The organism is Saccharibacillus sacchari (assembly GCF_037722395.1).
Classification (GTDB): domain Bacteria; phylum Bacillota; class Bacilli; order Paenibacillales; family Paenibacillaceae; genus Saccharibacillus; species Saccharibacillus sacchari_A.
Map to the genome: position 1 here is coordinate 1 of NZ_JBBKAR010000049.1, position 23985 is coordinate 23985.

Here is a 23985-nt window from a genome sequence, read left to right on the forward strand (position 1 = left end):
TAAACAAAGAATTTGTTCTTTATTAGGGATACCAATAAATAAGCAACGTTCTATAGATTTATTATCTACTCAAAAGAAAACAAAATAATTCAAAAAAAAAACATGCTTGTGTACAAGCATGTAAGACTGTCGACAAACTCAAGAATTTGAATGCGTCGAGAGTCTTTTTTTCATTTAAAATGGGAGCGTCATCAATATGAGGTGAGGATTCATGCTAAACTAACAATCATTGAATAGACGCAATCAACTGGAACTTGTGGTTTTGATTCAGCTTGTCCCTAACGAGCATTTGGTACGCAAAGTCGAAGCAGCCATCGACTTTTCTTTTATCTACGAGCTCACTGGCTTGTGTACAAGCATGTTTTGTTTTATAAATATTTCACCATAAACAAACTATTTTCGTCCAACCCATAATCCCCAAACGGCCCGCATTCCTCGAATCCATACTTCTCATACAACTTTCGCGCAGGCAAAAAAGCATCCATCGAGCCGGTTTCGAGACTGATCCGCTCATACCCGCGTTCGCGTGCTTCTTCGATAATATGCACCAGCAGCTTCTCCGCTACGCCTTTGCGCAAATGCTTGCTGTCCGTCTTCATCGACTTCAGCTCGGCATGCGTGCGGTCCAGCTCCTTGATCGCGCCGCAGCCGAGCAGTTCGCCGTTCTCCCACAAGGTCCAGAACGTGATCTCCGGCTTGCGCAGCTTCTCCAGATCCAAGGCATGAATGCTTTCCGGCGGCGAATGCAGCGTCATGCTATGAAGGTGATCTTCCAGCAGCGCGGCAACTTCAGGTCCTTGCAGATCGTCAATTCTAATTTGCATCTTCGTACACTCCTTTGGATAAATGAATAAAGCCGAATACTTATTTACCTGCCATATTCATAATATAACTCGAAGCTTTTCGAAAAAACAATCGGATACCTGACATGCACGACGTTTTTGTGTTGAAATTGATGTTTTCTATACTTGTGTGACATTTAAGCTGACATAATGGGCATTCTTCTATCCGTTTTCCACACACCAATGAAATTCAATTTCACTTCTTTCCCGCTATAAAATCAAATTACGCACGTCTCTGCCAATCACGCCTCAAACCGCTCTACGCGCGACTTTCCCGTAGTAACCTAAAGTCAAACCAGAGCAAAGGAGCGAGCCATGATGCTGAATATAGCCATTGTCGGATTCGGAAACGCGGTCGTGAATTACCATCTGCCCTACTTGGAGAAAAAAGAAAACATCAAGGTGAAAACGATTTTTCGCCGCGAAGAGGACCGGGTCGGCGATACGGAGCGCGAAGCATACTACCCGGAGATTACGTTTTCAACAAACTTCGACGACGTGCTGCATGATGCGGAGATCGAGCTGATCGTCGTCGCCACGCATGTGGACAGCCATATCCATTATGCCAAGCTGGCGTTGGAGCACGGCAAGCATGTATTGGTCGAAAAGCCTTTTGCCAACACTTCGACGGAAGCCAAAGAACTCTTCGACCTTGCCGCGCAAAAAAATCTAATCGCCATGGCGAATCAAAACCGCAGATACGACGGAGATTTTCTGACGTTGAAAAAAGTGATCGGCAGCGGCAAATTGGGCAATATCGTGGAAATCCAATCGCATTACGATTATTTTCATCCTCACTATCCGGCAAAAGATTTCGGTCTGCTGCATGGTCTCGCCGTGCATACGATCGACCAGTTGATCTCCCTGTACGGTCCGGCGGATTCTGTATATTACGACGTTCGCAGCCTTGTAGCGCCGGGCCAATCCGACGATTATATCGATATCGACTTCCGCTACGGCCGGATGAAAGCCACGATCAAATGCAGCATGATGGTCAAGATCGAGCATCCGAAATTCGTGGTGCACGGCGACCGGGGAAGCTTTGCGAAAATGAGCAGCGGCCATCAGGCGAAAAACGGGCAAGGACGCACGACGGTAGACATTCAGCCCGAAGAGGAGAGCAATTGGGGCACGTTGAGCTATATCGACGACGAAGGCAACGCGCATACGGAGAAGGTTCCTTCCGAAGCGACGGATTACGGACTTTTATACGACGCGCTGCTGGGGGCGATCCGGGGCGAGAACGACAAACCGGTCCAAGACGAAGAAGTGCTGTATGTATTGGATGTATTAAGCAAAGGAATCGAGGAGGCCAAACGATGAATATCGCGACGATAGGCACAGGCTCGATCGTGGATGCCGTTTTGGCGGCGATCGGCCAGTTGGAAAACGTAACTTGTACAGCTATGTACTCCCGGAAAAAAGAAACGGCGCAGCCGCTCGCGAGCAAATACGGAGTCGGCACTATTTATACCGATCTGGATACGTTATTTTCCGACCCCGATATCGATCTGATCTATATCGCTTCGCCCAACAGCCTGCATTACGAACAATCTAATCAGGCTTTGCAAAGCGGCAAACATGTCGTCTGCGAAAAGCCTTTTACATCCACGCCGCAAGAAGCAGAAAAGCTGATATCGCTGGCCAAGGAGAAAAATCTGCTGTTATTCGAAGCGATCTCCAATATCCATCTGCCGAACATGAAGCTCGTGCAAGAACAGTTGCCCAAGCTGGGTCCGATCAAAATGATCCAATGCAATTACAGTCAATATTCGCGCAAATACAACGATCTGTTGGCGGGCGAGACGCCGAACGTATTCAATCCCGAGTTCTCTGGCGGCGCTCTGATGGATATCAATATTTATAATCTGCATCTGGTCATGAACCTGTTCGGCAGCCCGGATACCGTGTCCTACACCGCCAACCAGCATCCGAACGGGATCGACACTTCCGGCGTGCTCGTGCTCCAATATCCGGAGTTTATTGCCGAATGCGTAGGTGCCAAAGACACGACAGGCATGAACTTCGTGCTGATCCAGGGTGAAAAAGGCTATCTTCAGATCGTGGGCGGAGCAAACGGCTGCAAAGAGATCGTGCTTCGGCTCGGACAAGAGCCTGCCGAAACCTTCAATGCCCAGACAGAGGCTAATTGGCTGTTTTACGAATGGGAAGCTTTTGGAAACATCTATGCAAACAAAGACCGCAACCGATGCTACGAACTGCTTGACCACAGCCTATCCGTCATGAATGTGCTTGGAAAAGCGCGCCGGGAGGCCGGAATCGTTTTTGCGGCGGATCAACGTTCCTGATGCTCTGCCTGAGCCGCCTGCCGTTTGTTAATACGTATCCGTAATGCTGCTCATATACAAAATATCGAACACATACAGCACAGAGACCATCGACGACATTTTGGACAACCTCAGTTGTTCATTGTAGCCATGCGTAAGCAAGGTTTCCGTGCAGGCGCGGGACAACGTCGAATCATTGGAACCCGTCACGGCGACCACATTCATCTTTTTCTCGTTCAACATATTCACCACTTCGATCATCGATCGATTTTCGCCGGTATGGGAAATGACAAAAGAAAGCGTCGGACTGCCGGGCTTCAGCGTCAGCAAATAATGCCGATTGGCGTCATTGTGGGCAATCGCCGAGATCCCAAGCTCATTCCATTTGGTACACGCCTGCTGCGCCAAATAATAATTCATGTCGCTGCCGTAAATGTCGATCCGCGCAGCGCTTTTCACCCATTCCGCAATCCGCCCCAACGCCGAAGCATTCAATGTATTGCGCGTATCGTTCAAAGCTTGCTGATACAAATACGGAACCGACTCAATCGCCGCCGATACGTCACCCTGCTCGGCAGCAACATGGCTCTCCGACTGCGGCGTCGCAGGCATTTGCCGATACTCAAGCGCAAGCTTCAACTGAAAGTCTGGGTACCCTCGGGTGCCCAGCTTTTTGCATAACCGCACAATCGTCGACGCACTCGTAAACGTTTGCCGAGCTAATTCGTGCGCGGTAGAATAAAAGACAACTTCAGGATCTTTTAAAATATAATCGACGATATGCTTCTCTTGCGTCGTCAAATTAGAAGTGTACTTTAATTTTTGCAACAAATTGAACTCCATATCCCAATCATTCCCTTCCTAACCCATATCATTAAAACATGTTTTGCCTCTCAACGTATCGAGAAACGCCAACGTAGCTGGAAGCGAGAAGACGGAGAGAGAAATTCAGTGAAATACAGGATTTCGAAGAAAACCTGCGGTAACATTTAAAGCTATGTTGACGCCTTTGAACTCGAAAAATTCCTTATTTCAATCCCATCCCTTTTCCGAGTGAGACAGCGAATTGAACTGAATTTCTCTCGCAGTCTTCTCGCTTCCCCCCGCCTACGTACCTTTTTCGACACGTTGAGAAGCTCTGCATCTTTTAAGGAGGCTTATTTATGTCTGAACTCAGCGGAAGCCTTTTTCAACAACAACTGCTCCAAAACGGATTCGGACCCCGCTTCCACGCCTACTATTATAAACAATGGTCCGCCTACGAGATGGATTACCATCGCCACAACTCTACCGAAATTATGTATCTCATGAGCGGAAGTTGCATCGTGGACGTCATGGCGGGCGAACGCGAAGAACGGTACCGGTTGAAAAAAGGCGAGCTGATCCTACTGGACGCCAACGTGCCGCATCGCCTCATCGTCGAGCCGGGTGTCACCTGCCGGATGCTGAACGTGGAGTTTTCCTTTTTGACGCTGGAAGCTTCGAGCGAGTCGGCGATCAGCGTCAGCGCGCTCGCCCGGGAAGAAGACGCGCTGGCCGAGCTGCTGCAAACTCCTTTTGCCAGCCTGGTGCTGCCCGATCCCGAAGAAGTGCTGCACACGCTCAAATCGCTGGTGCTGGAACTGGATCGGCAGCACGGCAAGCAGAACGTCATGGTGCGCTTGTTGTTCGCCGAACTGCTGCTGCGTCTGGCGCGGCTGCATCGGGAACAGTTGAATCCGAGTCGCCAGCATGCCCACCATTATATCCGCAAAGTGACAGAATATTTGCACCAGAACTACGATCGCGCCCTTCGGGTCGAAGAGGTCGCGGCGGCAGTCAATCTGCATCCCGGCTATTTGCATCGGCTGTTCAAGCAGCACACCGGGCGGACGCTCACCGATTACTTGAACGCGCTGCGCATGGACAAAGCCAAAATGCTGCTCGCGGGCAGCGTGATCCCAATTGCCGATATCGCCGACTATGTAGGGATCGGCAGCCGCCAATATTTCCATCTCCTTTTTCGAAAATACAGCGGCTGCACGCCTATGGAATATCGCGAACGTACCGAACGGGATTCCTGGAAAACGACGGACTTGGACCAACCTTTTTCTGAACCTACACGTGTTTGATCAATTATGAAAAGGTGAGGATTTTTGACACTTTTTCGCGAAACCGGTCACGATATTGATAACGCTACCATCTCCCCTCCTGCTAAGATAAACGTGCAAGTTAACCTTGACGGCAGGGTGTACCTTTTACAATCGGAGGGGATCTTAATTATGGGATTCAAAGTGGCTTTTATCGGCGCGGGAAGTATCGGATTCACACGGGGATTGCTGCGTGACCTGCTCAGCGTACCCGAGTTCGCGAACATCGACGTGTCGTTTATGGATATCGATCGTCGCAATCTCGATATGGTGACGGAGCTGTGCCAACGGGATATCGACGAGAACGGGCTTTCGATCAAGATTCATCCGACGACGGACCGGCGCGAAGCGCTGCAAGGTGCCAAGTACGTATTTTGTACAATCCGCGTCGGCGGGCTGGAAGCGTTCGCGACCGACGTGGATATTCCGCTCAAATACGGCGTGGATCAATGCGTCGGCGATACGCTGTCGGCGGGCGGCATCATGTACGGACAGCGCGGCATCGCCGAGATGCTGGAGATCTGCCGCGATATTCGCGAACAGGCGGCGCCGGACGTGCTGCTGCTCAACTATTCCAATCCGATGGCGATGCTCACCTGGGCGTGCAACGTGTACGGCGGCGTGAAGACGATCGGGCTGTGTCACGGCGTGCAGCACGGACACCATCAGATCGCGGAAGTGTATGGACTGGACAAAAAAGACGTGGACATCATCTGCGCGGGCATCAACCACCAGACGTGGTACGTCTCCGCCACGCACGAGGGCCGCGATCTGACGGAAGGGCTGTTGGAAGCGTTCGAACAGCACCCGGAATACAGCCGCACGGAGAAGGTTCGGATCGACATGCTGCGCCGTTTTGGCTACTATAGCACGGAATCGAACGGCCACCTGAGCGAATACGTGCCGTGGTACCGCAAGCGCCAAGACGAGATTCAGGATTGGATCGACCTCGGAAGCTGGATCAACGGCGAGACGGGCGGCTATCTGCGCGTATGCACGGAAGGCCGCAACTGGTTCGAGACCGATTTTCCGAACTGGCTCAAAGACCCGGCTTTCGTATACGATGCGGAACATCGCGGCGAAGAACATGGCTCGTATATCGTGGAAGGGTTGGAAACGGGACGCGTGTACCGGGGGCATTTTAATACGATCAACGGCGGCGTCATCACGAATCTGCCGGCCGACGCGATCATCGAAGCGCCGGGCTACGTCGATCGCAACGGCATCTCGATGCCGGTCGTCGGCGATCTGCCGCTCGGGGCGGCCGCCGTATGCAACGTCAGCATCTCCGTGCAGCGCTTGGCGGTGGAAGCGGCGGTGCGCGGCGACGACAAACTGCTGCGCCAGGCGTTCATGATGGACCCGCTCGTCGGCGCCGTGTGCAATCCGAACGAGATCTGGCAGATGGTCGACGAAATGCTCGTGGCCGGGGAGAAATGGCTGCCGCAGTACGGCGACGCGATCGCGGCAGCGAAGGAGCGTCTGTCTTCCGGCAACCTGATCCCGACGCGCGAAGGCAATCAGGGCGCGGCGCGTCTCAAGATCAAGACGGTCGAAGAAATGCAGCAGGACCGCGAAGCGGCGAACAAAAACGCGGGCGAGTCGGATAAAGGGAAAGATCGGGAGAAAGTGACGCAGGAGTAGGGCAGAGTCGAGAGGGTGAGTGGGAAATCTGCAAGCGCGAATCGGAATCGTGAATCGGCAAGCGGAGGTGCGAACATTCGGGACGTTATTGTCCGCATCGCAAGCTTTTGGGTATGGAAAAAAGCGAAGGTCCCGTTTCTGGGGGCTTTCGCTTTTTGGCGCATAGATGGATAGGATCGTCTAGCGGATTATAATCCGCTGTGCGGTGCATCGTGCAAGGTGCATCGATAAAATAAATACATAAATCCAGTTAATTTGCAGCCAGAAGCTTGGAGGATGAAATAACTGCTTATATCCATTTATTTGAGAAGAACATTGATGATTCGGCGAAAATCGTATGATTTAAATGGATATCTGCTTTTATTTGCTCGAAAAAAACGAAAACGGGAAAAATAAATGGAGATTTGCAGGTATTTATTCGCCGGACAGAAGAGGTTGGCGTTTTGCTGTTCACGGTTTCGACTTCGACTCTGACTCCGGCACTATATATTCGCGGATTTCGTTTTTCACTTTATGATCGTTGCGAAACATGACGTCCGTTCCGTCATCGGTCAGCCAGAAGGTGTATAAAATAGGCTCGTTCGTATCGAACACGACGTGATAATACGCGGGATCTTGTACGGCGCCGGATACGGTATTGGGCATATATACGGTGTTTGTAAGCAGTCGGACCAGCGCTGCGCCTTCGTCGCCGGAAACCGTACGCACCGGCTCAATGTCGTTGTAAGCATAAAGGTAGACCGTTTGAGGTTCCGACCGCAAGATCGTTTTGAAATCCTCGCTTGGCAATCCGTCGACATTTTCGCTCGCATACAATCGGTATCCGCCGATCTGGTCATCTGCGCGCACGGCGACCACGTTTTCCGGCGCGAATCCTTTTACCCGATACAGCTCCGTGCCTGGGTCCAAAAAAGCCGCGTCTCCGGGTTGCTGACATAAGCGGAATTATGAACGTTGCCGTCCAGCTTCTTCTTGACCGTGCCTAAGACGTCTTGCGTGACGCTATCGGGATCGCGCAACACGCCGTTAGACAATCCCAGATACATGCCGTCGTCCGTTTTCACAAAATCGATCCAGTCGATAACCGAAGCGCCAGTGTGGAGATTGGAGCAGCCCGCAGACGTCACCATCAGGCAACCGAGTAGTAGAAACGAGAAGTACCTGACGAAATAGTTTCGAATCCCTCTTTTTTGCATGAATCAGACCTCCTTTGTCCCAAATCCTTCGCCCTCTTTCTTTCTAAACGCGCTTGACCATCAGATCGTTTCCTTAGTACGGTTACAGATAGACAGAATACGATTTCGGTAAAAGGAGCCTTTTCATGAACAAAACGATCGGCATGCTGGCTCACGTGGACGCGGGGAAGACGACGTTCGCCGAGCAGCTGCTTTATCATACGAACAGCATACGCAGTCGCGGACGGGTGGATCATCGGGATGCGTTTATGGACAGTCACGAGATCGAAAAAGCGCGGGGCATCACCGTGTTCGCGGGGCAGGCGGTCATGCGGTACAACGACTCGGTCTACTATCTGCTCGACACGCCGGGGCACGCCGATTTCTCGGCCGAGATGGAGCGCGCGCTGCGCACGATGGACTATGCCGTGGTGCTGCTCAGCGCGGTGGAAGGCGTCGAAGGGCATACGGAGACCGTCTGGCAACTGCTGCAACGTTACGGGATTCCGGCGTTCTTTTTTATCAACAAAACCGATCGGGAAGGCGCGGACGCGGATCGGGTGCTGGCCGAGATTCGGAGTCTGCTGACAGAAGATGCGACCGATCTGACGGATGCGCTCCAAGTCGGCGAACCCGGCGAACCGCTGCGGCTCGACGATTCGCTCAAGACCTTTTTGGCTGAGCGGGATGAGGCGTTGTTGGAAGCTTATTTGGAAGAGCGTTTGACGTCCGAAGAGTGGAATCAAGCCCTAATCAAAATGATCCGGCAAGGCGCAATCTATCCGTGTCTGGACGGTTCGGCGCTGCTGGATATCGGGATCGGCGACTTTTTGGAAAAGTTCGATCGGCTCACGGTAACGGATTATGCGTCGGAAAAGCAGGCGGCTGGCGAGAAATTTGCGGGAAGCGTGTATAAGATCGGGCATGATGCGGGCGGAACGCGACTGACGTATATCAAGGCGCTGCAAGGTTCGCTCGGCGTGCGGGAATTCGTGCAATATGCAGGCAAGACGGCTGAGGGCGAGAAGCGTCTGCTGGAGGAAAAAGTAACCGGTATCCGCATCTATAACGGCGAGCGTTACGCGCAGGCGGATACCGTATATGCGGGTGATTTGTTTGCCGTAGTCGGGCTTACGAATGCAGGCGCCGGAGCGTCCGTCGGAGAGTCGGCGGATGAAACGGTTCCGTTCGAGATGACGCCGACGCTGACCGCCAGCGTATCTTTTCCAAAAGAGCTGCCCGTGAAGGATGTTCTGCGCATCTTCCGTATGCTGGAGGACGAAGATCCGGCGCTCGGGGTGATCTGGGAGGAAGAATTGCAGCAGCTTCAGATCCGGGTGATGGGCGCGATCCAGCTTGAGGTACTTACCAGCGTCTTGCAAGAGCGTTTCAACCTGAACGTGACGTTTGGCACGCCGGAAATTTTGTATCGGGAAACGGTGGCGGCTGCTGTCCGGGGGTATGGGCATTTCGAGCCGTTGAAGCATTACGCCGAGGTGCATTTGGAAATTCAGCCTGGGGAGCGCGGAAGCGGCATCGTATTCGCGGATGCGTGCCATGCGGATGAGCTGTCGGTCGGTTACCGCAATCTGGTGGGGCAGCATGTGCAGGAGCGCGAGCATCACGGATTGCTGACCGGTTCGCCTCTCACCGACGTCAAGGTAACGCTGCTGGTCGGGCGCGCCCACAACAAGCATACGCACGGCGGCGATTTTCGTGAAGCCACGTTCCGGGCGCTGCGCCAGGGGTTGGAAAAAGCGGAGAACGTCCTGCTTGAGCCGTGCTACCGTTTCCGTATCCGCGCCGAGCTGGAGCATATGGGGCGCATCATGGCGGACGTGCAGCAGGCGCACGGCACGTTCGACCCGCCGGAGACGAACGAAACGCACCTTGTGTTGACCGGAACCGCTCCGGCAGCCACGTTTATGAATTACGGCGCGGAACTGGCTTCTTTTACAAAGGGGAAAGGGATGCTGAGTTTGACCTACGGCGGCTATCAACCTTGCCATAACACGGATGAAGTGGTCGCGCGGCGCGGCTACGATAAAAACGCCGATCCGCTGTACACGTCCTCGTCGATCTTCTGCGCCAAAGGCGCGGGGTATTCGGTGCCGTGGGACGAAGCGGAGGCGGCGATGCATTTGTTGTAACGTGAAGCTCCGGCCGTTCCCGGCGCGGAGCTTTTTGCTGTCCGCCGAACGCGAATACCCATTTTATTGCAGTTCTTGTTGACTTTTCATCCGGTGCCCTCTACAATCGGGTTTGCAAAGATTTATCTTAATTATTTACATATAAGTTAACTTAAGGTATTTTTCTTTGCAGGAAGGAGGATAAAGGAAACCAGGCGGTTATCCGAAAATGAAAGCGTTATCTAATTCTTATACTCTCCTATACCGGAAAGGATCGTGAACCGATGAAACGCAAATTGACGGTTTTGCTTCTGGCTCTCGTAGTCGTGGCGACGACGTTCAGCGATGCCCGCAGCTATGCGGCGCATTGGGGATTGAGCGGCGACGTGGGCGTGCATGACCCGACGATCATCAAGGAAGGGAACAGTTGGTACGTTTTTTCGACCGGGCAGGGCATTCAGGTGCTGCGCTCGGATAACGGGACGAACTTTTACCGGGTGCCGCAGATTTTCCTGAACGCGCCGTCCTGGTGGAAAAATTACGTGCCGAACCAGACGCCGCTCGACGTATGGGCGCCGGACGTCAAAACGTATAACGGCAAAGTGTGGCTGTATTATTCCATTTCCACGTTCGGCAAAAATATTTCCGCGATCGGGCTGGCGTCGGCGAGCAGCGTCGGAGCGGGCAGTTGGAAAGACGAAGGCGTCGTGCTCAGCACCAACGGCACGCAAAACTACAACGCGATCGATCCCGAGCTGGTCGTCGACGCCAACGGCGATCCGTGGCTGGCGTTCGGTTCGTTCTGGAGCGGGCTGAAGCTGACCAAGCTGGACAAAAACACGATGAAGCCGACCGGCAGCCTATACTCGATCGCCCAGCGCACCGTCAACAGCGGAGCGATCGAAGCGCCGTCCATCACGTACCGCAACGGTTATTACTACCTGTTCGCCTCGATCGACAACTGCTGCTCGGGCGTCAACAGCACGTACAAAATCATCTACGGACGTTCGCAAAACATCACGGGTCCTTACGTGGACAAAAACGGCGTCAGCCTGGCGAACAACGGCGGCACGATTCTCGATTCCGGCAATACGCGCTGGAAAGGTCCGGGCGGCCAGGACGTGTACAACTCGAACGTGATCGTCCGCCATGCCTACGACGCCGAAGACGGAGGCAATCCGAAGCTGCTGATCAGCGACTTGGTATGGGATTCCAACGGTTGGCCGAGTTATTGAATCCACACGTTGAATCGCCAGGCGAACAAGCTGAATATTGCAAGCCTTTGCGTTGCGCGGTATCCTTGTAGAAGCAAGAGGTGGTCTTTTCCAACCTTCAAATCCACAAGGAATCGAGCGATAAATCCATGATTACATTGAAAAGCGAACGCGAAATTCAAAAAATGGACGCGGCCGGAGACGTGCTCGCGGCCTGCCATAAAGAAATCGCGAAAATGATCAAACCAGGCGTGACCACGATGGAGATCGACCGGTTCGTCGAAAAGTTCCTCAAACAGCACGGCGCGACGCCGGAGCAAAAAGGTTATAACGGCTACGAGTACGCGACGTGCGCGTCGATCAACGACGAAGTCTGCCACGGATTCCCGCGCCGCCAGCCGCTCAAAAGCGGCGATATCGTCACGATCGACATGGTCGTCAACCTGAACGGCGGATTGGCCGATTCGGCTTGGACCTACGCGGTCGGCGAGATTTCCGAACAAGACCGCCGGCTGATGGAAGTGACGCATCGCGCGCTGGAGTTGGGCATTGAGCAAGCGGTGGCGGGCAATCGTCTGGGCGATATCGGCCATGCGATCCAAAGCTACGTCGAAGCCGAAGGCTTCTCGGTCGTGCGCGAGTTCACCGGGCACGGCATCGGACCGACGATCCACGAAAAGCCGCAGGTGCTGCATTACGGCGAGCCGGGCAAAGGCCAGCGCCTCAAAGAAGGCATGGTCATCACCATCGAGCCGATGGTCAACGTCGGCGTATGGCAAACGTCCCGCGACGACAACGGCTGGACCGCGCGCACGCAAGACGGCCTGAACTCGGCGCAGTACGAGCACACGCTGGCGATCACCAAAAACGGCCCGCGAATTCTGACGTCGCAAGACTGAGGGGTAGGGCGCGGTCGGTACGGGTTTGAAATTTGGAGTGTGGAAAAGGCTGTCTCGGCGTCGTTATTGGGCGTTGAGGCAGCTTTTTTGATGTTGAGCGAGGTTTGCAATGTTCAAAATAAATGCGAATATGCACTTATTTTCTTTGTTTTTTAAGATCTAAGTTAAATAAATGCTAATATACAATTAATTGCTCCGTTTTTCGCCTGCTTTCGCTTTTTTGCTCGAAATAGTTGCATATTCGCGCTTATTTTTCATTTCAGCACCTATCACGCTTAAATAATTGCATATTCGCACTTAACTAGTACTCTGTACCAGGTCAAATAGTGGGTTTACGTTTGGCCGAAACGCGCACGGTTCTAGTGCGTTTCGGACAAGCGTAACCTTACATTTAATTGGTACAGAGTACTAGGGCGTGTACGCAAACTCAACACCGTGCATCTTGCCCTGCCTTTTCGCCCTCTGCGGCGTCATTTCCCCTTGACGTGCCCCGGCACGCCTTCAGAAAAATTCCTTGCCGAGAACGAAAATTCAGCTCAATCTGCTCCCGGCGGAGTTTGCGTACACGCCCTAGGAGCTACTTAATCCGCTTTTGTCTTTTCTTCCACTTCCGCTTTCGCCTTTTCTTTCACTTTCGCCTTCGCTTCCGTCTCCTACCCTCATCCCTCACATCGAACGCGAAAAAGGCCGCTCCAACCCGACTTACGGGTTCAAAACGACCTTTTTTCCATTCCGTTACTTTTTAAAATCACGCATCTTTCATTACCCTTCTTCAACGCCCAACTGCTCTCGCAGATGCGCAATCACCATCTCTTGATCAAATACTTCTTCATCCGACATCGCATGGGCATAGACCAGCGTGCGGCCGTTTACGTCAAAATAGTCGGCATGTACATAAAAGTCAAGTCCGTTTGGAACAAAAGGCCGTTCGTCGATCGTAACATAGGCGCTGGCGAAGACATGTTTTTCCGTATAGCTTCGCTCGCCCCAATCCTTCAGAATCGGCAGATAGACGGATGCGAATTCACCGTCCTGCGGGTTTTCAAGAATAGAGACGATCGGGTCGTGTTCCCACACGCCCAGGCCTTTACCGTCGAGCACAACAATGCCCATCTGTTCCTCGTTGGCGAGCAGCATCAACTTGGTCGGATGTTCGCCATCCGTCGAATAACCTTCGTCCACGATCGTATCGTCGGCATGGAAGCCGTACGTACGCAAATTCGAGGAGAGGTTGAAAATAAAGAAGTAGGAAAAGAGCAGGGCGGCAATCGCGACAACAAGGGTGAGCTCAACGCTCCGGCGTACTCTCATGTGATCCCTCCTTTGCTGATTGGGGCAAAATGAGCGGTCGTTCCGAGATGAAAAGCCCCTCGCTTTTATTGTAAAGGTCTGAAGATTGAAAGGCCAGGGATTTTGCGATTTTAGGCGAAAAAAGGCCGCTTAACGGCAAATAACGCCATTAGCGGACTTTTTTAAGGCATTATGGTGACAAAACGCGTTCCTGCTTGTTCGGAAACGCTCTGCCATGTTCGAATTTAGATGCTGCCCGCGCTGCCGTCTGTCGGTTTGCCGCCTACGCCCGAAGTACGCACCGAATCCTGCACGTCGGATTTGACATCTTTGGCGGCGGATACCGTTTCTTCTTTCAACTCTTTGACCGCACCGAGGGTTTCTTTGACTACGCTGGTCACTTCCTGGCTTTTCTCGACCAGGGCATGTCCGCGTTCATTGATCGTCGGTCCGCTCGCCCGCAGCGATTCGACGGCGTCGAGCACCGTAAGGCGAATCTGCTCGCCTCGTTGCGTAGCGACGATAACGGCTGCTCCGGCTCCGATCAGGGCACCTGCGGCGGCGCCGATCGCGGCAGTGGTAACAAAGGATTTATCCATGAGTAATAATCTCCCTTCGATATAAAATCTCTGCTCGTTATTACCCGAAGCTGGACGGTTCTAACAGTATGGATAGAAGGACAGTTTCATTTTTTACATAAAAAGCGATCGTTTAAAACCCCCGCCTAACATTTCATTGGTATTCTGGTACCCGACTGGAGAGGGGTTCCAGAATACATATCGGGGAGCGAATTATGCTTAAAACCTGGGCGCGCGCATTATCTGTCATTTTGGCTTTTGTTTTATTATTGGGTGTTTTGGCGCCGGGCTTGTCCATGCGTCATGCCGCCGCGGAGAGCGGGGCGACAACGGACATCCTTTCGGAGGAAGGATCGCAGCCGGATACCTATACCGCCGACGATTCGCAGACCGTATCGCAAAACGTTTACGAAAACGATTATACGCCGGAATCGATCGTATTGAGTTTTAACGGCGATCCGTCGACAAGCATGGGCTTCGCTTGGTACGCGCCGGAAACTGTTACAGCGACCAAGCTCGAAGTGATCCAAGCGGATCGATTGGAAAACGGCGCATTTCCGGCTACCGGAGCGACGTCGTATGAAGGAACGTCAGTCACGACGGCGGTCTACGAAAACAAAGCGGCTAAAGATAACGGAGTAACAACAACCTACACCAGCCATAAAGTCGTTGCGGACAACCTGGCTCCGGGCACGACCTATGCGTATCGCGCAGGCGACGGCATGGATGATCATTGGAGCGAAGTTGCCCAATTCACAACGAAGAAGTCGGGTAAAGAGGATTTTGATTTCCTGTTCACGACCGATTCCCAAGGAACCACGCAAGAAGATTTTGCAATTTGGAATAACGTACTTGAGGCAGGGCTTGCCCAGTTCCCGAAATCCGAGTTCATCGTGATTTCCGGCGACCAGGTCGATAACGGCGATCGCGAAGAACAGTGGAAATGGTTTTTCGGAGAAGCGCGGAATATTTTGACCAAGCTGCCTCTGATGCCGGTGGTCGGTAATCACGAGAGCAAAAACTACGACAATTTCGCTACGCATTTCAATCTGCCGAATCTGTCGAACACAGGCGCAAAGCCGGACGGTTCCGTGTACGCGTTCGATTACGGCCCGATTCACTTTATGGTGCTCAACACCGAATATTCGGGAAGCAGCAGCAATGCGGAGATTAAAAGCATTTACGAGAAACAGGTTCAGTGGCTGAAAAACGAAGCAAACAGCACCGATCAGAAATGGAAAGTGGTCGTGCAGCACAAAGCGCCTTATTCGGTAGCGAGCCACGTGGATGATACCGACGTTCAATACTTCCGCCAAAATCTGACGAAAGTATTCGACGAATTGGATATCGACCTTGTGCTGAGCGGACACGATCATACGTATACGCGCAGCTATCAGATGCAAGGTAACGTACCGTTGACCGATATTCAGACGGGCGCTGACGGATTCGTCGACAATCCCGAAGGCACGCTGTATCTGATCACCAATGCGGCGGGCAAAAAGATGTATCAACCGAAAGCGAACCGCACATTCGATTACGCGGCGAAATACGGTCAGCCGATGCTGCCGATGTTCACCGGGTTCCGCGTGACCGGCGATACGCTCAGCTTCGAGACGTACACGGTCAACGATGACGGGACGTCCAAACTTTACGATCAATACGGCATTCGCAAATCGGAACAGCCCGGCGAAACGCCCAAGGTGAGCAAAGTAACGGCGACGTTCAACGGAAACAGCCGGACGTCGAAAGGGTTTACCTGGTACACCCCGGCTTCCGTAAAAGGTACGGACGTACAGGTCATTGAAAAAGGCGCTGCGGACTTTAACCAGGCGCTGCAATTTACGGGAAGCAGCTACACGTCTACCAATTCGGCTGAAGAAAACGTGCATAAAGCCGTGGCTTCCGGCCTGACGCCGGGCAAAACGTATCAGTATCGCGTCGGCGATGCTTCGCTGAACGTATGGAGCGAGACGGGGACCTTCCGCACCGACGACGGCAACAATGCGTTTACCTTCATCGACCTGGCCGATACGCAGGCGAAAGAAGAAGAGGAAGCGATGCTGTCGGCCGAAACGCTGCAAAAAGCGTTGCAAACCGTACCGGACGCCGAATTCGTTGTGCATAACGGCGATATCGTCGATACGGGAACCAAAGAAGAACAATGGAATTGGCTGCTTGGCCATTCGCAGGAAAGTCTGCTGCAAACGACCATCGCGCCGTCCGCGGGCAATCATGAAGACGAAAACTATGCCTTTATCGACCATTTCAATCTTGATACGCCGGAAGGATCGGCAACCGAAACGGGAGCTTACTACTCGTACGATTACGGCAACGCCCACTTCATGGTGCTGAACTCGAACGAGGATTCCGCGGAGTATGCCAACTTCTCTACGGATCAGGTGGAATGGATAAAAAAAGACGCGAAAGCCGCTAAATCGGCAGGCGCGCAGTGGGTTATCGTCAATATTCACAAAGGTCCCTACACGACATCCAACCATGCGACGGATAAAGACATCATCGGCGAAAACGGCGTACGCAGCAAAATCGCTCCGCTGATGGCCGAGCTTGAGATCGACTTCGTGCTGCAAGGACACGACCATATTTATGCCCGCACCAAGCCGATTAACAGCGGCGGCAAAGCCGGGCAGGCTTCCGTCATCACGGAAACCGTCGGCGGACAAAGCGTCGAGTACACCGTTAACCCGGATGGCAGCATCTATCTGATTCCGGCGACCGCCGGCGCGAAAGTGTATTACAAAAACCAAAAGCCTGCGCTTGGCGATGCTTACTACGGCCTGTTCGAACGGGCAGAAGAAAACCATGCCGCCAAATACGGCCCGGACCCGTCGAACAATACGCGTCCCGTACGCGGACAAGTGCAGAACTTTGTCTCCATCACCATCGAAGGCGGTCGTTTGACGGCCACTACGTATGAAATCGATCAAAATATCGACAATGCCGTACCTTTCGTGATCGATCGGTTCGGTATGCTCAAAAAAACCGAAACGCCGGGCGGAGGTACGCCTTCGGTTCCTTCGCAGCCGTCGAACCCGTCGCCGACGTTCCCGGCTCCTTCGACGCCGGCGCCTGTAACTCCGGTAACGCCGACGCCTGCTGTTCCGGCGCCGACAACCCCGGCACCAACCCCGGCGCCGCCTACGGATAACCCATCCGTGCCGCAGCCGACGCTCGGCGACGTTGCCGGACATTGGGCGGAATCGGCTGTACTTCGAGCGGTATCGGCCGGATTCGTCACCGGCTACGCCAACGGAGACTTCCGTCCGAACGCCAAAGTCACGCGTGCGGAATTCGTGACCATGATCGTTCGCGCCCTCGACCTGCGGACTGAAGCGGGCACACCGTCCTTCACGGATAATAACCGTGTCGGAACTTGGGCAGCTCCTTCCGTAGCGGCAGCCGTAGAAGCCGGATTGATCAGCGGATATGCCGACGGTACATTCCGTCCCGGCAATGCGATGACCCGTACCGAATTGACGGTTACGATCGCGCGTGCAGCCAAGCTGCCGATTGATCCGTCGGCGAAGCTGTCGTTCGGAGACGCGGCCGATATTCCGAAATGGGCCGTTCCGTACATTGCAGCCGCTCAAAAAGCCGGCCTTGCCAACGGCGTAGGCGGCGGACGCTTCGCTCCGAATCAGCAAGCGACTCGCGCCGAAGCGGTCAGCATGATCTTGGCGATGATGGACAAGTAATCGAATTAAGCTTTTTATCGTCAAAAGGACCTCATTTCCGCTTCAAGCGGGAATGAGGTCCTTTTTTTATAAGTTGTGCTCGATAAGTGCGAATATGCAATTATTTTGCTCAAATCTTTATCGAAAACGAAAATAGGTGCTCAGATGCAATTAATCGGACTCGAAAGCGTCTATATGCTCTAACACCGCTGATTTAATTGCACTTCTGTACTTATTTTCTTCAATCGGTCGAATCCGTTGAGATTAATTGCATTCGGACACTTATTTTTTCACGTTAATGTTCGATCGAGTTTCGTTCTGGCAAGATGCCGGGCGGGAAGGAAATGCAACACGCGGCCGAAACGAATTTCCACGCAGCCGTCCGATTTCGCTATACTGAAAGCACAGAACGCGTATCCAAAGGAGCCTTTGCCTGACATGAACATCCAACACAACAACCAAACGATCGAATTCCACGTCGAATACGCCAAACGCCAAAAAATCCACGTCCAGATCGATCCCAACGGCCTTGTCACGGTCAAAGCGCCGAACGGCATGCCCGAAAAAGACATCTGCCAAGCCGTAGCGCTGCAAGCAGACTGGATTTTGCAAAACAAAGCCAAACAAGACAAAGCCCGCGAAGCTCCCAAGCCGAAAGAATACCGCGAAGGCAGCGAAGGCGACTTTCTGCATCTGGGCCGCCGCTGCCGTCTGGATGAGCTGATTCCGACCGAAGGGCGTACGGAGGAACAGCTGCGCGCCGACCTCAAGAAGTTCTATTTTGCCAGCTGTAAAAAAGTCGTGAACGAACGGATCGGCGCTTACGCGAAGCAGCTTAAGGTCGAACCCAAGTCTATCGAGATCATCGAGTCGACGACCAAATGGGGGAGCTGCGATTCGAAAAAAAGGCTCAACTTCAACTATCTGCTGGCGATGGCGCCGGTGCAGGCGATCGATTACGTCATCGTGCACGAGCTGTGCCATCTCCATCATATGAACCACGACCGCTCGTTCTGGCGCAAGCTGGGCAGCGTAATGCCGGATTACAAAGAACGCGAAGCGTATTTGAATCGGTACGGGAATTTTATGGTGATGTAAAGCACGAATTTATACTGTGAAGGAGCTAACTCTTTGTCCAGCCACCTCAATCTGTATACCGAACTGCCTGCTTTTATTGAACGCTCCGGTCTTGAAGTCAACGGCCTCGTGATGCTGCAAAAAGGGCGACCCGTGCTGGAATGGTATCGCGAACCGTATCGACGCGGCGTACCGCAATTGCTTTATTCGCTCAGCAAAAGCTTCGCTTCTATCGCAGTCGGCATCGCGTGCGATCAAGGACGGCTGAAGCTGGACGATACTGTCCTCTCCTTTTTCCCGGATAAGCGTCCCGACGAAATCACGCCTCGCTTGTCTGCCATGCGTATCCGCCATCTCTTGTCGATGACCGCGGGACATGAACAGGATATTTACCCTATCATCGTGTCGCAGCAAGACTGGGCTTCTACCTTTTTGGCGCAGCCTGTGGAAAAGGAGCCCGGCACGCATTATCGCTACAGCACCATGTCCACGTATATGCTGTCGGCGATCGTCGAGCGCGTGTCGGGGATGAACCTGGTCGATTTCCTGATGCCGACGCTGTTCGAACCGCTGGGTATCGCCCGCCCGGTCTGGGAGACTTGTCCGCTTGGTGTCACGGCTGGAGGAATGGGTTTGAGTTTGTCTACGGAGGACGTGGCGAAGTTCGGACAGATGTTGCTTGAAGGCGGCGCGTACAACGGAAAACGGATCGTCTCGGCTGAATATGTCGCGCTGGCTTCCACGGAGCAAAGCGATAACCGAGTCGGCGTGTCGCCGCAACGTATCGATTCCCGGCAGGGCTACGGCTTTCAATTCCATCTGTGCCGCTTTCGTGCGTATCGGGGCGACGGATCATTCGGTCAATTGTGTCTGGTCTCGCCCAAGCATGATCTCGTTGTCGCGGCTAACTGTGCTTTTCCGAGTATGGGCAAGCTGCAACCGCTGTTGCACCGGATCTTCGAGTTGTCGGGAGAGAAGACGGAGCTGCCTTTTCAAATGGATCGAATGTATCGGCTGGACGATAATCCTGCGGAGCTGCACGCTGTTACGTTTTGCGCTGCGCCGGATGGTTTTGACCTGACGATGGAGTATGGGGGAAAAGAAGCACGCAGCGAGGTTCTTCCGTTTGCATATGATCGGTCGGTAGAGACACAAGGCGTATTCGTCAAAGACTTGATGCTGCACCGCCAGCGAGTCATCACTTCGATCGAAACCATTCCAGGCGATGCGACGGCGGTACGGTTGACCCTTCGCTATATCGAGACGCCGTATGTGGTGACTTATACCGTTCAGGCCGTAGAAGAACAGATTCGGCTTAATTTTGCGATCAATGTTTCTTTCGGCTTCAAAAGCTATGAGATATCGGGACATGCGTGAAAACTCAGCAAAATTCTCCTTGAATCCAACATTTGTTACCGAATTTTAACCTCAAAATGACAATGTAGGAGTGTGCTGTCACTTTCCGGCTTCCATAGTTTGTTATACTGGCGGCGAACGAGGAGGTTAACATCATGAAGACACTACATCGCTTTTCGATAAATGCCAGCTGGCTGGCCGCTCTGGTTCTTGCAGGAGGTCTGCTATCAGGCTGTACGGTCGGAGACGGACTTTCGCAAAAAAGCACCTCGCCGCTACCCATACCGCCTTCTTCCGTGGTCTACGAACCCGCAGGAAAAGAAGCATCATCTCTATCCAACAAGACTGAGGTCACCAAGCCTGAGCCTTCGCAAGAAATATATTTGGATAACGGCCTTACGGGTTGGAAAATAGAAGCACAAGTCGATGACGCAGCACAAGTGAGCAATACGATTTACCGGACTGAAGATAGAGGCGCGAAATGGACCAAGCTCGATGATTCGCAAACAGGCTCGTTCCCGACCGGGGCGGTCAGAGCCGTCAGATTCGTGGATGCTACCCGAGGTTGGGTGGCGGTCGATCCGCTTGGGCAAGGTGATCCTTATCTTTACGAGACGAAGAATGGAGGGGCGAGCTGGAGCAAGACCGCATTGAAGGTTCCGGCCGATTTCCGGGAAGCCTGGTTTGAACCGAAGACCCCGATCCTGTTCGAAGGCACGCGATTGGGCGTATTTATTGCACAGACCGGATATGCAGCCGATGGACATGACGTCAATCCGTTATTATTCTATGTCACCGCCGACGGCGGAGCCACCTGGTCCGATCCGCTGCAAAGCGAGCAGGGGGAACTGAACGGACTGATCTGGAAAACCAAACGCCTGTCCGACGGAATCGGCCGCAACTGGTCGATTACGGTCGAAGGGCGCACCTGGACGTTTGAGCGAAGCGTAGCGGTGGAAGAGTGACAGACCGTAGAGGAGCCGGACAACTGGCTCCTTTTTTTGTTGGTCAAGGTGCTGCATCGGGGCGGATCTAGGTACAAACAGACTCAAGATAGAGGCGAGGATATGCACATACGCGAAGGATACAAGACTTGCGGACTGCTCGACCTTCGATTTTTCATATCGTCGCGGATCGTGTTCTTTCCCGCTTTCCTGTGGTAAAATGCTACCAGACAAATTCGCCGGGAGGTATGGAGATGGAACACTTTTTCCTGTTTATGCTGATGTCGTTTCTGTTGATCCTGCTGCCGGGTCCCGATACCGGGCTGGCCACGCAGAATACGATTTTATATGGCCGAAAAGGCGGCATTCAGACGGTACTGGGCAGCGCGGGAGGGACGTTGGTGCATACTGTTGCCGCAGTGCTGGGGTTATCGGCGTTAATCGTCAAGTCGGCGCTGCTGTTCTCCATTTTCAAATACGCTGGCGCGCTGTATCTGATCTATCTGGGCATCATGTCATTGCTCGCGCTGAGAAAAGCCAAACAAACCCCGCAAGCCGCGGGCCCTAACCGCCATCAAGGCCGTTCGCCGCTGCTCCAGGGTATGCTGACCAATGTGCTGAACCCGAAGGTTGCCGTCTTTTTCCTGACTTTCCTGCCTCAATTCCTCGCTGCCGGAGCCAAGCCCGTACTGCCGTTCCTGCTAATGGGCCTGACCTATACGATCATGACCGTCATTTGGATGGTCTTTTACGTCTGCCTTCTCCACCGCATCGGCGCCTGGCTCAAACGTTCATCCGTGCAAAACGTCATGCAAGGCGTCACCGGCTTCGCCCTACTCGGCTTCGGCGTCAAACTCGCTTTGGAACGACGCCCTTAAATTTTTTCTTCTCTTTTTATTATTATTTTCCTCCCACCACGAAGCGCCAGGCGGAGGGAGAAATTCAGTGAAAGACGCCTTTGAGCGCGGAAAGCTGGAAGCTTTCTGCGCGAGACAGCGTCTTGAACGAATTTCTCCCGCAGTCCCCCGACGCTTCTCCTCTACTCGTCCAGCTTTTTCGTTTCGCCGCCTCGAATCTCCACCGCTTGCCCGTCCGCCGTGATCCATACCGCGATCGCGGACGGATTATGTACGATTGACCCGCTCACCGAAAATTCCAATCTCTGCAATGCTTCCAAATAATCCGCGATTTCGATATTCGTCGCGTACCAGATATCTTCGCGTCCCGACAGCTCGGCGCAAAACCGCTCGATCTCTTGCCAATTGTCGTCGTTGTCGAACTCGAAGCTATGTCCCCAGACGTACAGCAGCGCGAGGTTCGCGTAGTGGGCAGGCGGCGACAGTTCCAGGAACGTTTTCCCGTATTCGTGCATCTGCTTGTGATGGCACGTCGGATGCCACGTCAACGGACGAAGCGGCACATGGAACGTCCCCGTGGATTCGACCGTCCGGCAGTAGCGAATCCCCAGTGCCCCGAGCATCTGCGCCACTTCTTCCGTGTACGTACCGAACGGATACGACATGCCGCGCACCGGATAACCGACCAATTCTTCCAACGCGCCGCGATCGTCCATGACCTCCATGATCAGCCGCTCGCGCGGAATCCGTTTCAGAAAAGGATGCGTCACGCTATGCGCCGACACCTCATGTCCGGCGTACAATGAAGCCATCTCCTCATACGCCACATAACCGGGTTCGTCGAATTTGCCGGAGTTCAGGTGGAAGGTCGCTTTGAGCTTGTGGCGGTTGAAAATCTCGACGAGCCGGCGGTCTTGCGTGCGTCCGTCGTCGTAACTGAACGTCAACGCTTTGTGCCGTCCGCCGGGAAAAAGGTTCAACCCAATATTCATAAAATCCTCCTTAAGTAGGCAAGCTTTAAACGGAATAGGCTTGAGCCGGGCTTGCTTGGATACGGATTTGTCCGCATTCCACGAATAGAATACGCTTACAGCCGGGAACGGTCAATGACCGAAACGGGTGAACATTCAATATTCTTTGCAAAAAGGGCACGCAGAACCTCGCAATCTTGCTTCCAGCGGGTAAAATAACGGTAAGAGCAAGAAGGCGGGTCGGTTGGTGAGCCGCGATGTGCCTTGTACGAAATCAATCAAAATGGGAGGGGATCGCCCATGTGGAGACTGTTTATCAGACCGGAGAAGAAGAAGCCCAAGCGTCATGTGCCAACGAAGGAAGAAACCGAAGAATTGTGGTTCCGCTATTTCTACGAAACCCATCCCCGGCTTGAACTGAAAGAATGGGCGCGTCGGCTGCATCTCTTCCGTTTTTGCCGCGCCAATGCGGATCAGACGGGGGATCGTGACCGGTTAATGGCCGCGCTGCACATAACCTCGCTGGAGGAATTGGAACAGACCTGCGCCAAGCTGGGAATTATGCTGGAACAACTTCCGGAAACGGACGAAGCCAGCGCGGCAGCGGACGGGTTCCGTATTCCGAGTTATATGAACCTGCGTCAACCGGGACATCTGAAGCTGTTCGGATTGCCCGCGCATGTGTGGGTTCGCCGCGAGCGTCTGGTGATTACGATCTCGGATGCGGATAAGCCGTTCGATGTCACGCCGCGTACGATCAAAGCCGTGGAAAAGATCGAAGTTAAACTCGGGGAGTTGGGACTGGTCAGCCAAATCGTCGATCCTCCGCTGAACGATAAGCACTGCCTGGCGCCAAAGTTTTATCCGGAATATTTTAGCTAGAAAAGCAAGGGACGTTGC

General features: G+C 53.2%; 20 protein-coding genes. 13 read left to right on the top strand and 7 right to left on the bottom strand.

Annotation, left to right across the window (positions count from 1 at the left end):
• Window positions 1–368 precede the first annotated feature (368 nt).
• A complete protein-coding gene (locus WKI47_RS19440) occupies window positions 369–824 on the bottom strand; it encodes a GNAT family N-acetyltransferase (protein ID WP_340228836.1) in 456 nt (151 codons plus the stop codon).
• Between the two features lie 333 nt (window positions 825–1157).
• Here WKI47_RS19440 and WKI47_RS19445 point away from each other — a divergent pair, with 333 nt between their 5' ends.
• Together WKI47_RS19445 and WKI47_RS19450 are read left to right on the top strand one after the other, a co-directional pair.
• Window positions 1158–2165 carry a Gfo/Idh/MocA family oxidoreductase gene (locus tag WKI47_RS19445; protein ID WP_340228837.1) on the top strand — a complete coding sequence of 336 codons (1008 nt, stop codon included), beginning with the start codon at window positions 1158–1160 and terminating at the stop codon, window positions 2163–2165.
• Entirely contained in the window at window positions 2162–3151 is a 990-nt protein-coding gene (locus WKI47_RS19450) for a Gfo/Idh/MocA family oxidoreductase (RefSeq protein WP_340228838.1), read from the top strand. Before WKI47_RS19445 ends, WKI47_RS19450 begins: the two co-directional genes overlap by 4 nt.
• A gap of 27 nt (window positions 3152–3178) precedes the next feature.
• On the opposite strand, the gene WKI47_RS19455 is transcribed toward WKI47_RS19450, so the two are convergent.
• Entirely contained in the window at window positions 3179–3958 is a 780-nt protein-coding gene (locus tag WKI47_RS19455; RefSeq protein WP_340228839.1) for a MurR/RpiR family transcriptional regulator, read from the bottom strand.
• A 335-nt stretch (window positions 3959–4293) separates the two neighbouring features.
• On the opposite strand from WKI47_RS19455, the gene WKI47_RS19460 reads away from it, so the two are divergent.
• Window positions 4294–5241 (top strand): AraC family transcriptional regulator, encoded by a 948-nt coding sequence (locus WKI47_RS19460; protein ID WP_340228840.1) that lies wholly within the window; start codon window positions 4294–4296, stop codon window positions 5239–5241.
• Between the two features lie 150 nt (window positions 5242–5391).
• On the top strand, window positions 5392–6903 hold the full coding sequence (locus WKI47_RS19465; protein WP_340228841.1) for an alpha-glucosidase/alpha-galactosidase: 1512 nt from the start codon (window positions 5392–5394) through the stop codon (window positions 6901–6903).
• A 450-nt stretch (window positions 6904–7353) separates the two neighbouring features.
• Here the strand turns inward: WKI47_RS19465 and WKI47_RS19470 are convergent, their stop codons facing one another.
• Both WKI47_RS19470 and WKI47_RS19475 read right to left on the bottom strand, forming a co-directional pair.
• The gene (locus WKI47_RS19470; protein ID WP_340228842.1) at window positions 7354–7812 is read right to left on the bottom strand and encodes a hypothetical protein; all 459 of its coding nucleotides are present in this window, start codon (window positions 7810–7812) and stop codon (window positions 7354–7356) included.
• Entirely contained in the window at window positions 7782–8099 is a 318-nt protein-coding gene (locus WKI47_RS19475) for a hypothetical protein (protein ID WP_340228843.1), read from the bottom strand. Before WKI47_RS19475 ends, WKI47_RS19470 begins: the two co-directional genes overlap by 31 nt.
• Window positions 8100–8224: 125 nt before the next feature.
• On the opposite strand from WKI47_RS19475, the gene WKI47_RS19480 reads away from it, so the two are divergent.
• From WKI47_RS19480 to map, 3 genes are all read left to right on the top strand, one after another.
• Window positions 8225–10228 carry a translation factor GTPase family protein gene (locus WKI47_RS19480; RefSeq protein ID WP_340228844.1) on the top strand — a complete coding sequence of 668 codons (2004 nt, stop codon included), beginning with the start codon at window positions 8225–8227 and terminating at the stop codon, window positions 10226–10228.
• A gap of 263 nt (window positions 10229–10491) precedes the next feature.
• Entirely contained in the window at window positions 10492–11442 is a 951-nt protein-coding gene (locus WKI47_RS19485) for a glycoside hydrolase family 43 protein (protein ID WP_340228845.1), read from the top strand.
• Between the two features lie 128 nt (window positions 11443–11570).
• Entirely contained in the window at window positions 11571–12320 is a 750-nt protein-coding gene (gene map / locus WKI47_RS19490; protein ID WP_340228846.1) for a type I methionyl aminopeptidase, read from the top strand.
• A 762-nt stretch (window positions 12321–13082) separates the two neighbouring features.
• On the opposite strand, the gene WKI47_RS19495 is transcribed toward map, so the two are convergent.
• The gene (locus WKI47_RS19495; RefSeq protein ID WP_340228847.1) at window positions 13083–13631 is read right to left on the bottom strand and encodes a hypothetical protein; all 549 of its coding nucleotides are present in this window, start codon (window positions 13629–13631) and stop codon (window positions 13083–13085) included.
• Window positions 13632–13855: 224 nt separating this feature from the next.
• A complete protein-coding gene (locus WKI47_RS19500; protein WP_340228848.1) occupies window positions 13856–14209 on the bottom strand; it encodes a YtxH domain-containing protein in 354 nt (117 codons plus the stop codon).
• 194 nt (window positions 14210–14403) lie between these two features.
• On the opposite strand from WKI47_RS19500, the gene WKI47_RS19505 reads away from it, so the two are divergent.
• The 5 genes from WKI47_RS19505 to WKI47_RS19525 all read left to right on the top strand — a co-directional run bounded on the left by WKI47_RS19505 (window position 14404) and on the right by WKI47_RS19525 (window position 22135).
• Window positions 14404–17901, top strand: a complete 3498-nt coding sequence (locus WKI47_RS19505) for an S-layer homology domain-containing protein (protein ID WP_340228849.1) — start codon at window positions 14404–14406, stop codon at window positions 17899–17901.
• 417 nt (window positions 17902–18318) lie between these two features.
• On the top strand, window positions 18319–18978 hold the full coding sequence (locus WKI47_RS19510; protein WP_340228850.1) for a SprT family zinc-dependent metalloprotease: 660 nt from the start codon (window positions 18319–18321) through the stop codon (window positions 18976–18978).
• Between the two features lie 33 nt (window positions 18979–19011).
• Window positions 19012–20334: a serine hydrolase gene (locus tag WKI47_RS19515; RefSeq protein ID WP_340228851.1), complete on the top strand. Its 1323-nt coding sequence runs from the start codon at window positions 19012–19014 to the stop codon at window positions 20332–20334.
• Between the two features lie 134 nt (window positions 20335–20468).
• Window positions 20469–21278, top strand: coding sequence for a hypothetical protein (locus WKI47_RS19520; RefSeq protein WP_340228852.1), 810 nt, complete (start codon window positions 20469–20471; stop codon window positions 21276–21278).
• A 233-nt stretch (window positions 21279–21511) separates the two neighbouring features.
• Entirely contained in the window at window positions 21512–22135 is a 624-nt protein-coding gene (locus tag WKI47_RS19525; protein WP_340228853.1) for a LysE family translocator, read from the top strand.
• A gap of 161 nt (window positions 22136–22296) precedes the next feature.
• Here the strand turns inward: WKI47_RS19525 and WKI47_RS19530 are convergent, their stop codons facing one another.
• Window positions 22297–23106: a polysaccharide deacetylase family protein gene (locus WKI47_RS19530; protein WP_340228854.1), complete on the bottom strand. Its 810-nt coding sequence runs from the start codon at window positions 23104–23106 to the stop codon at window positions 22297–22299.
• Between the two features lie 279 nt (window positions 23107–23385).
• Between WKI47_RS19530 and WKI47_RS19535 the strand changes: the two genes are divergently transcribed.
• The gene (locus WKI47_RS19535) at window positions 23386–23967 is read left to right on the top strand and encodes a hypothetical protein (protein ID WP_340228855.1); all 582 of its coding nucleotides are present in this window, start codon (window positions 23386–23388) and stop codon (window positions 23965–23967) included.
• The last annotated feature ends 18 nt before the right edge of the window (window positions 23968–23985 follow it).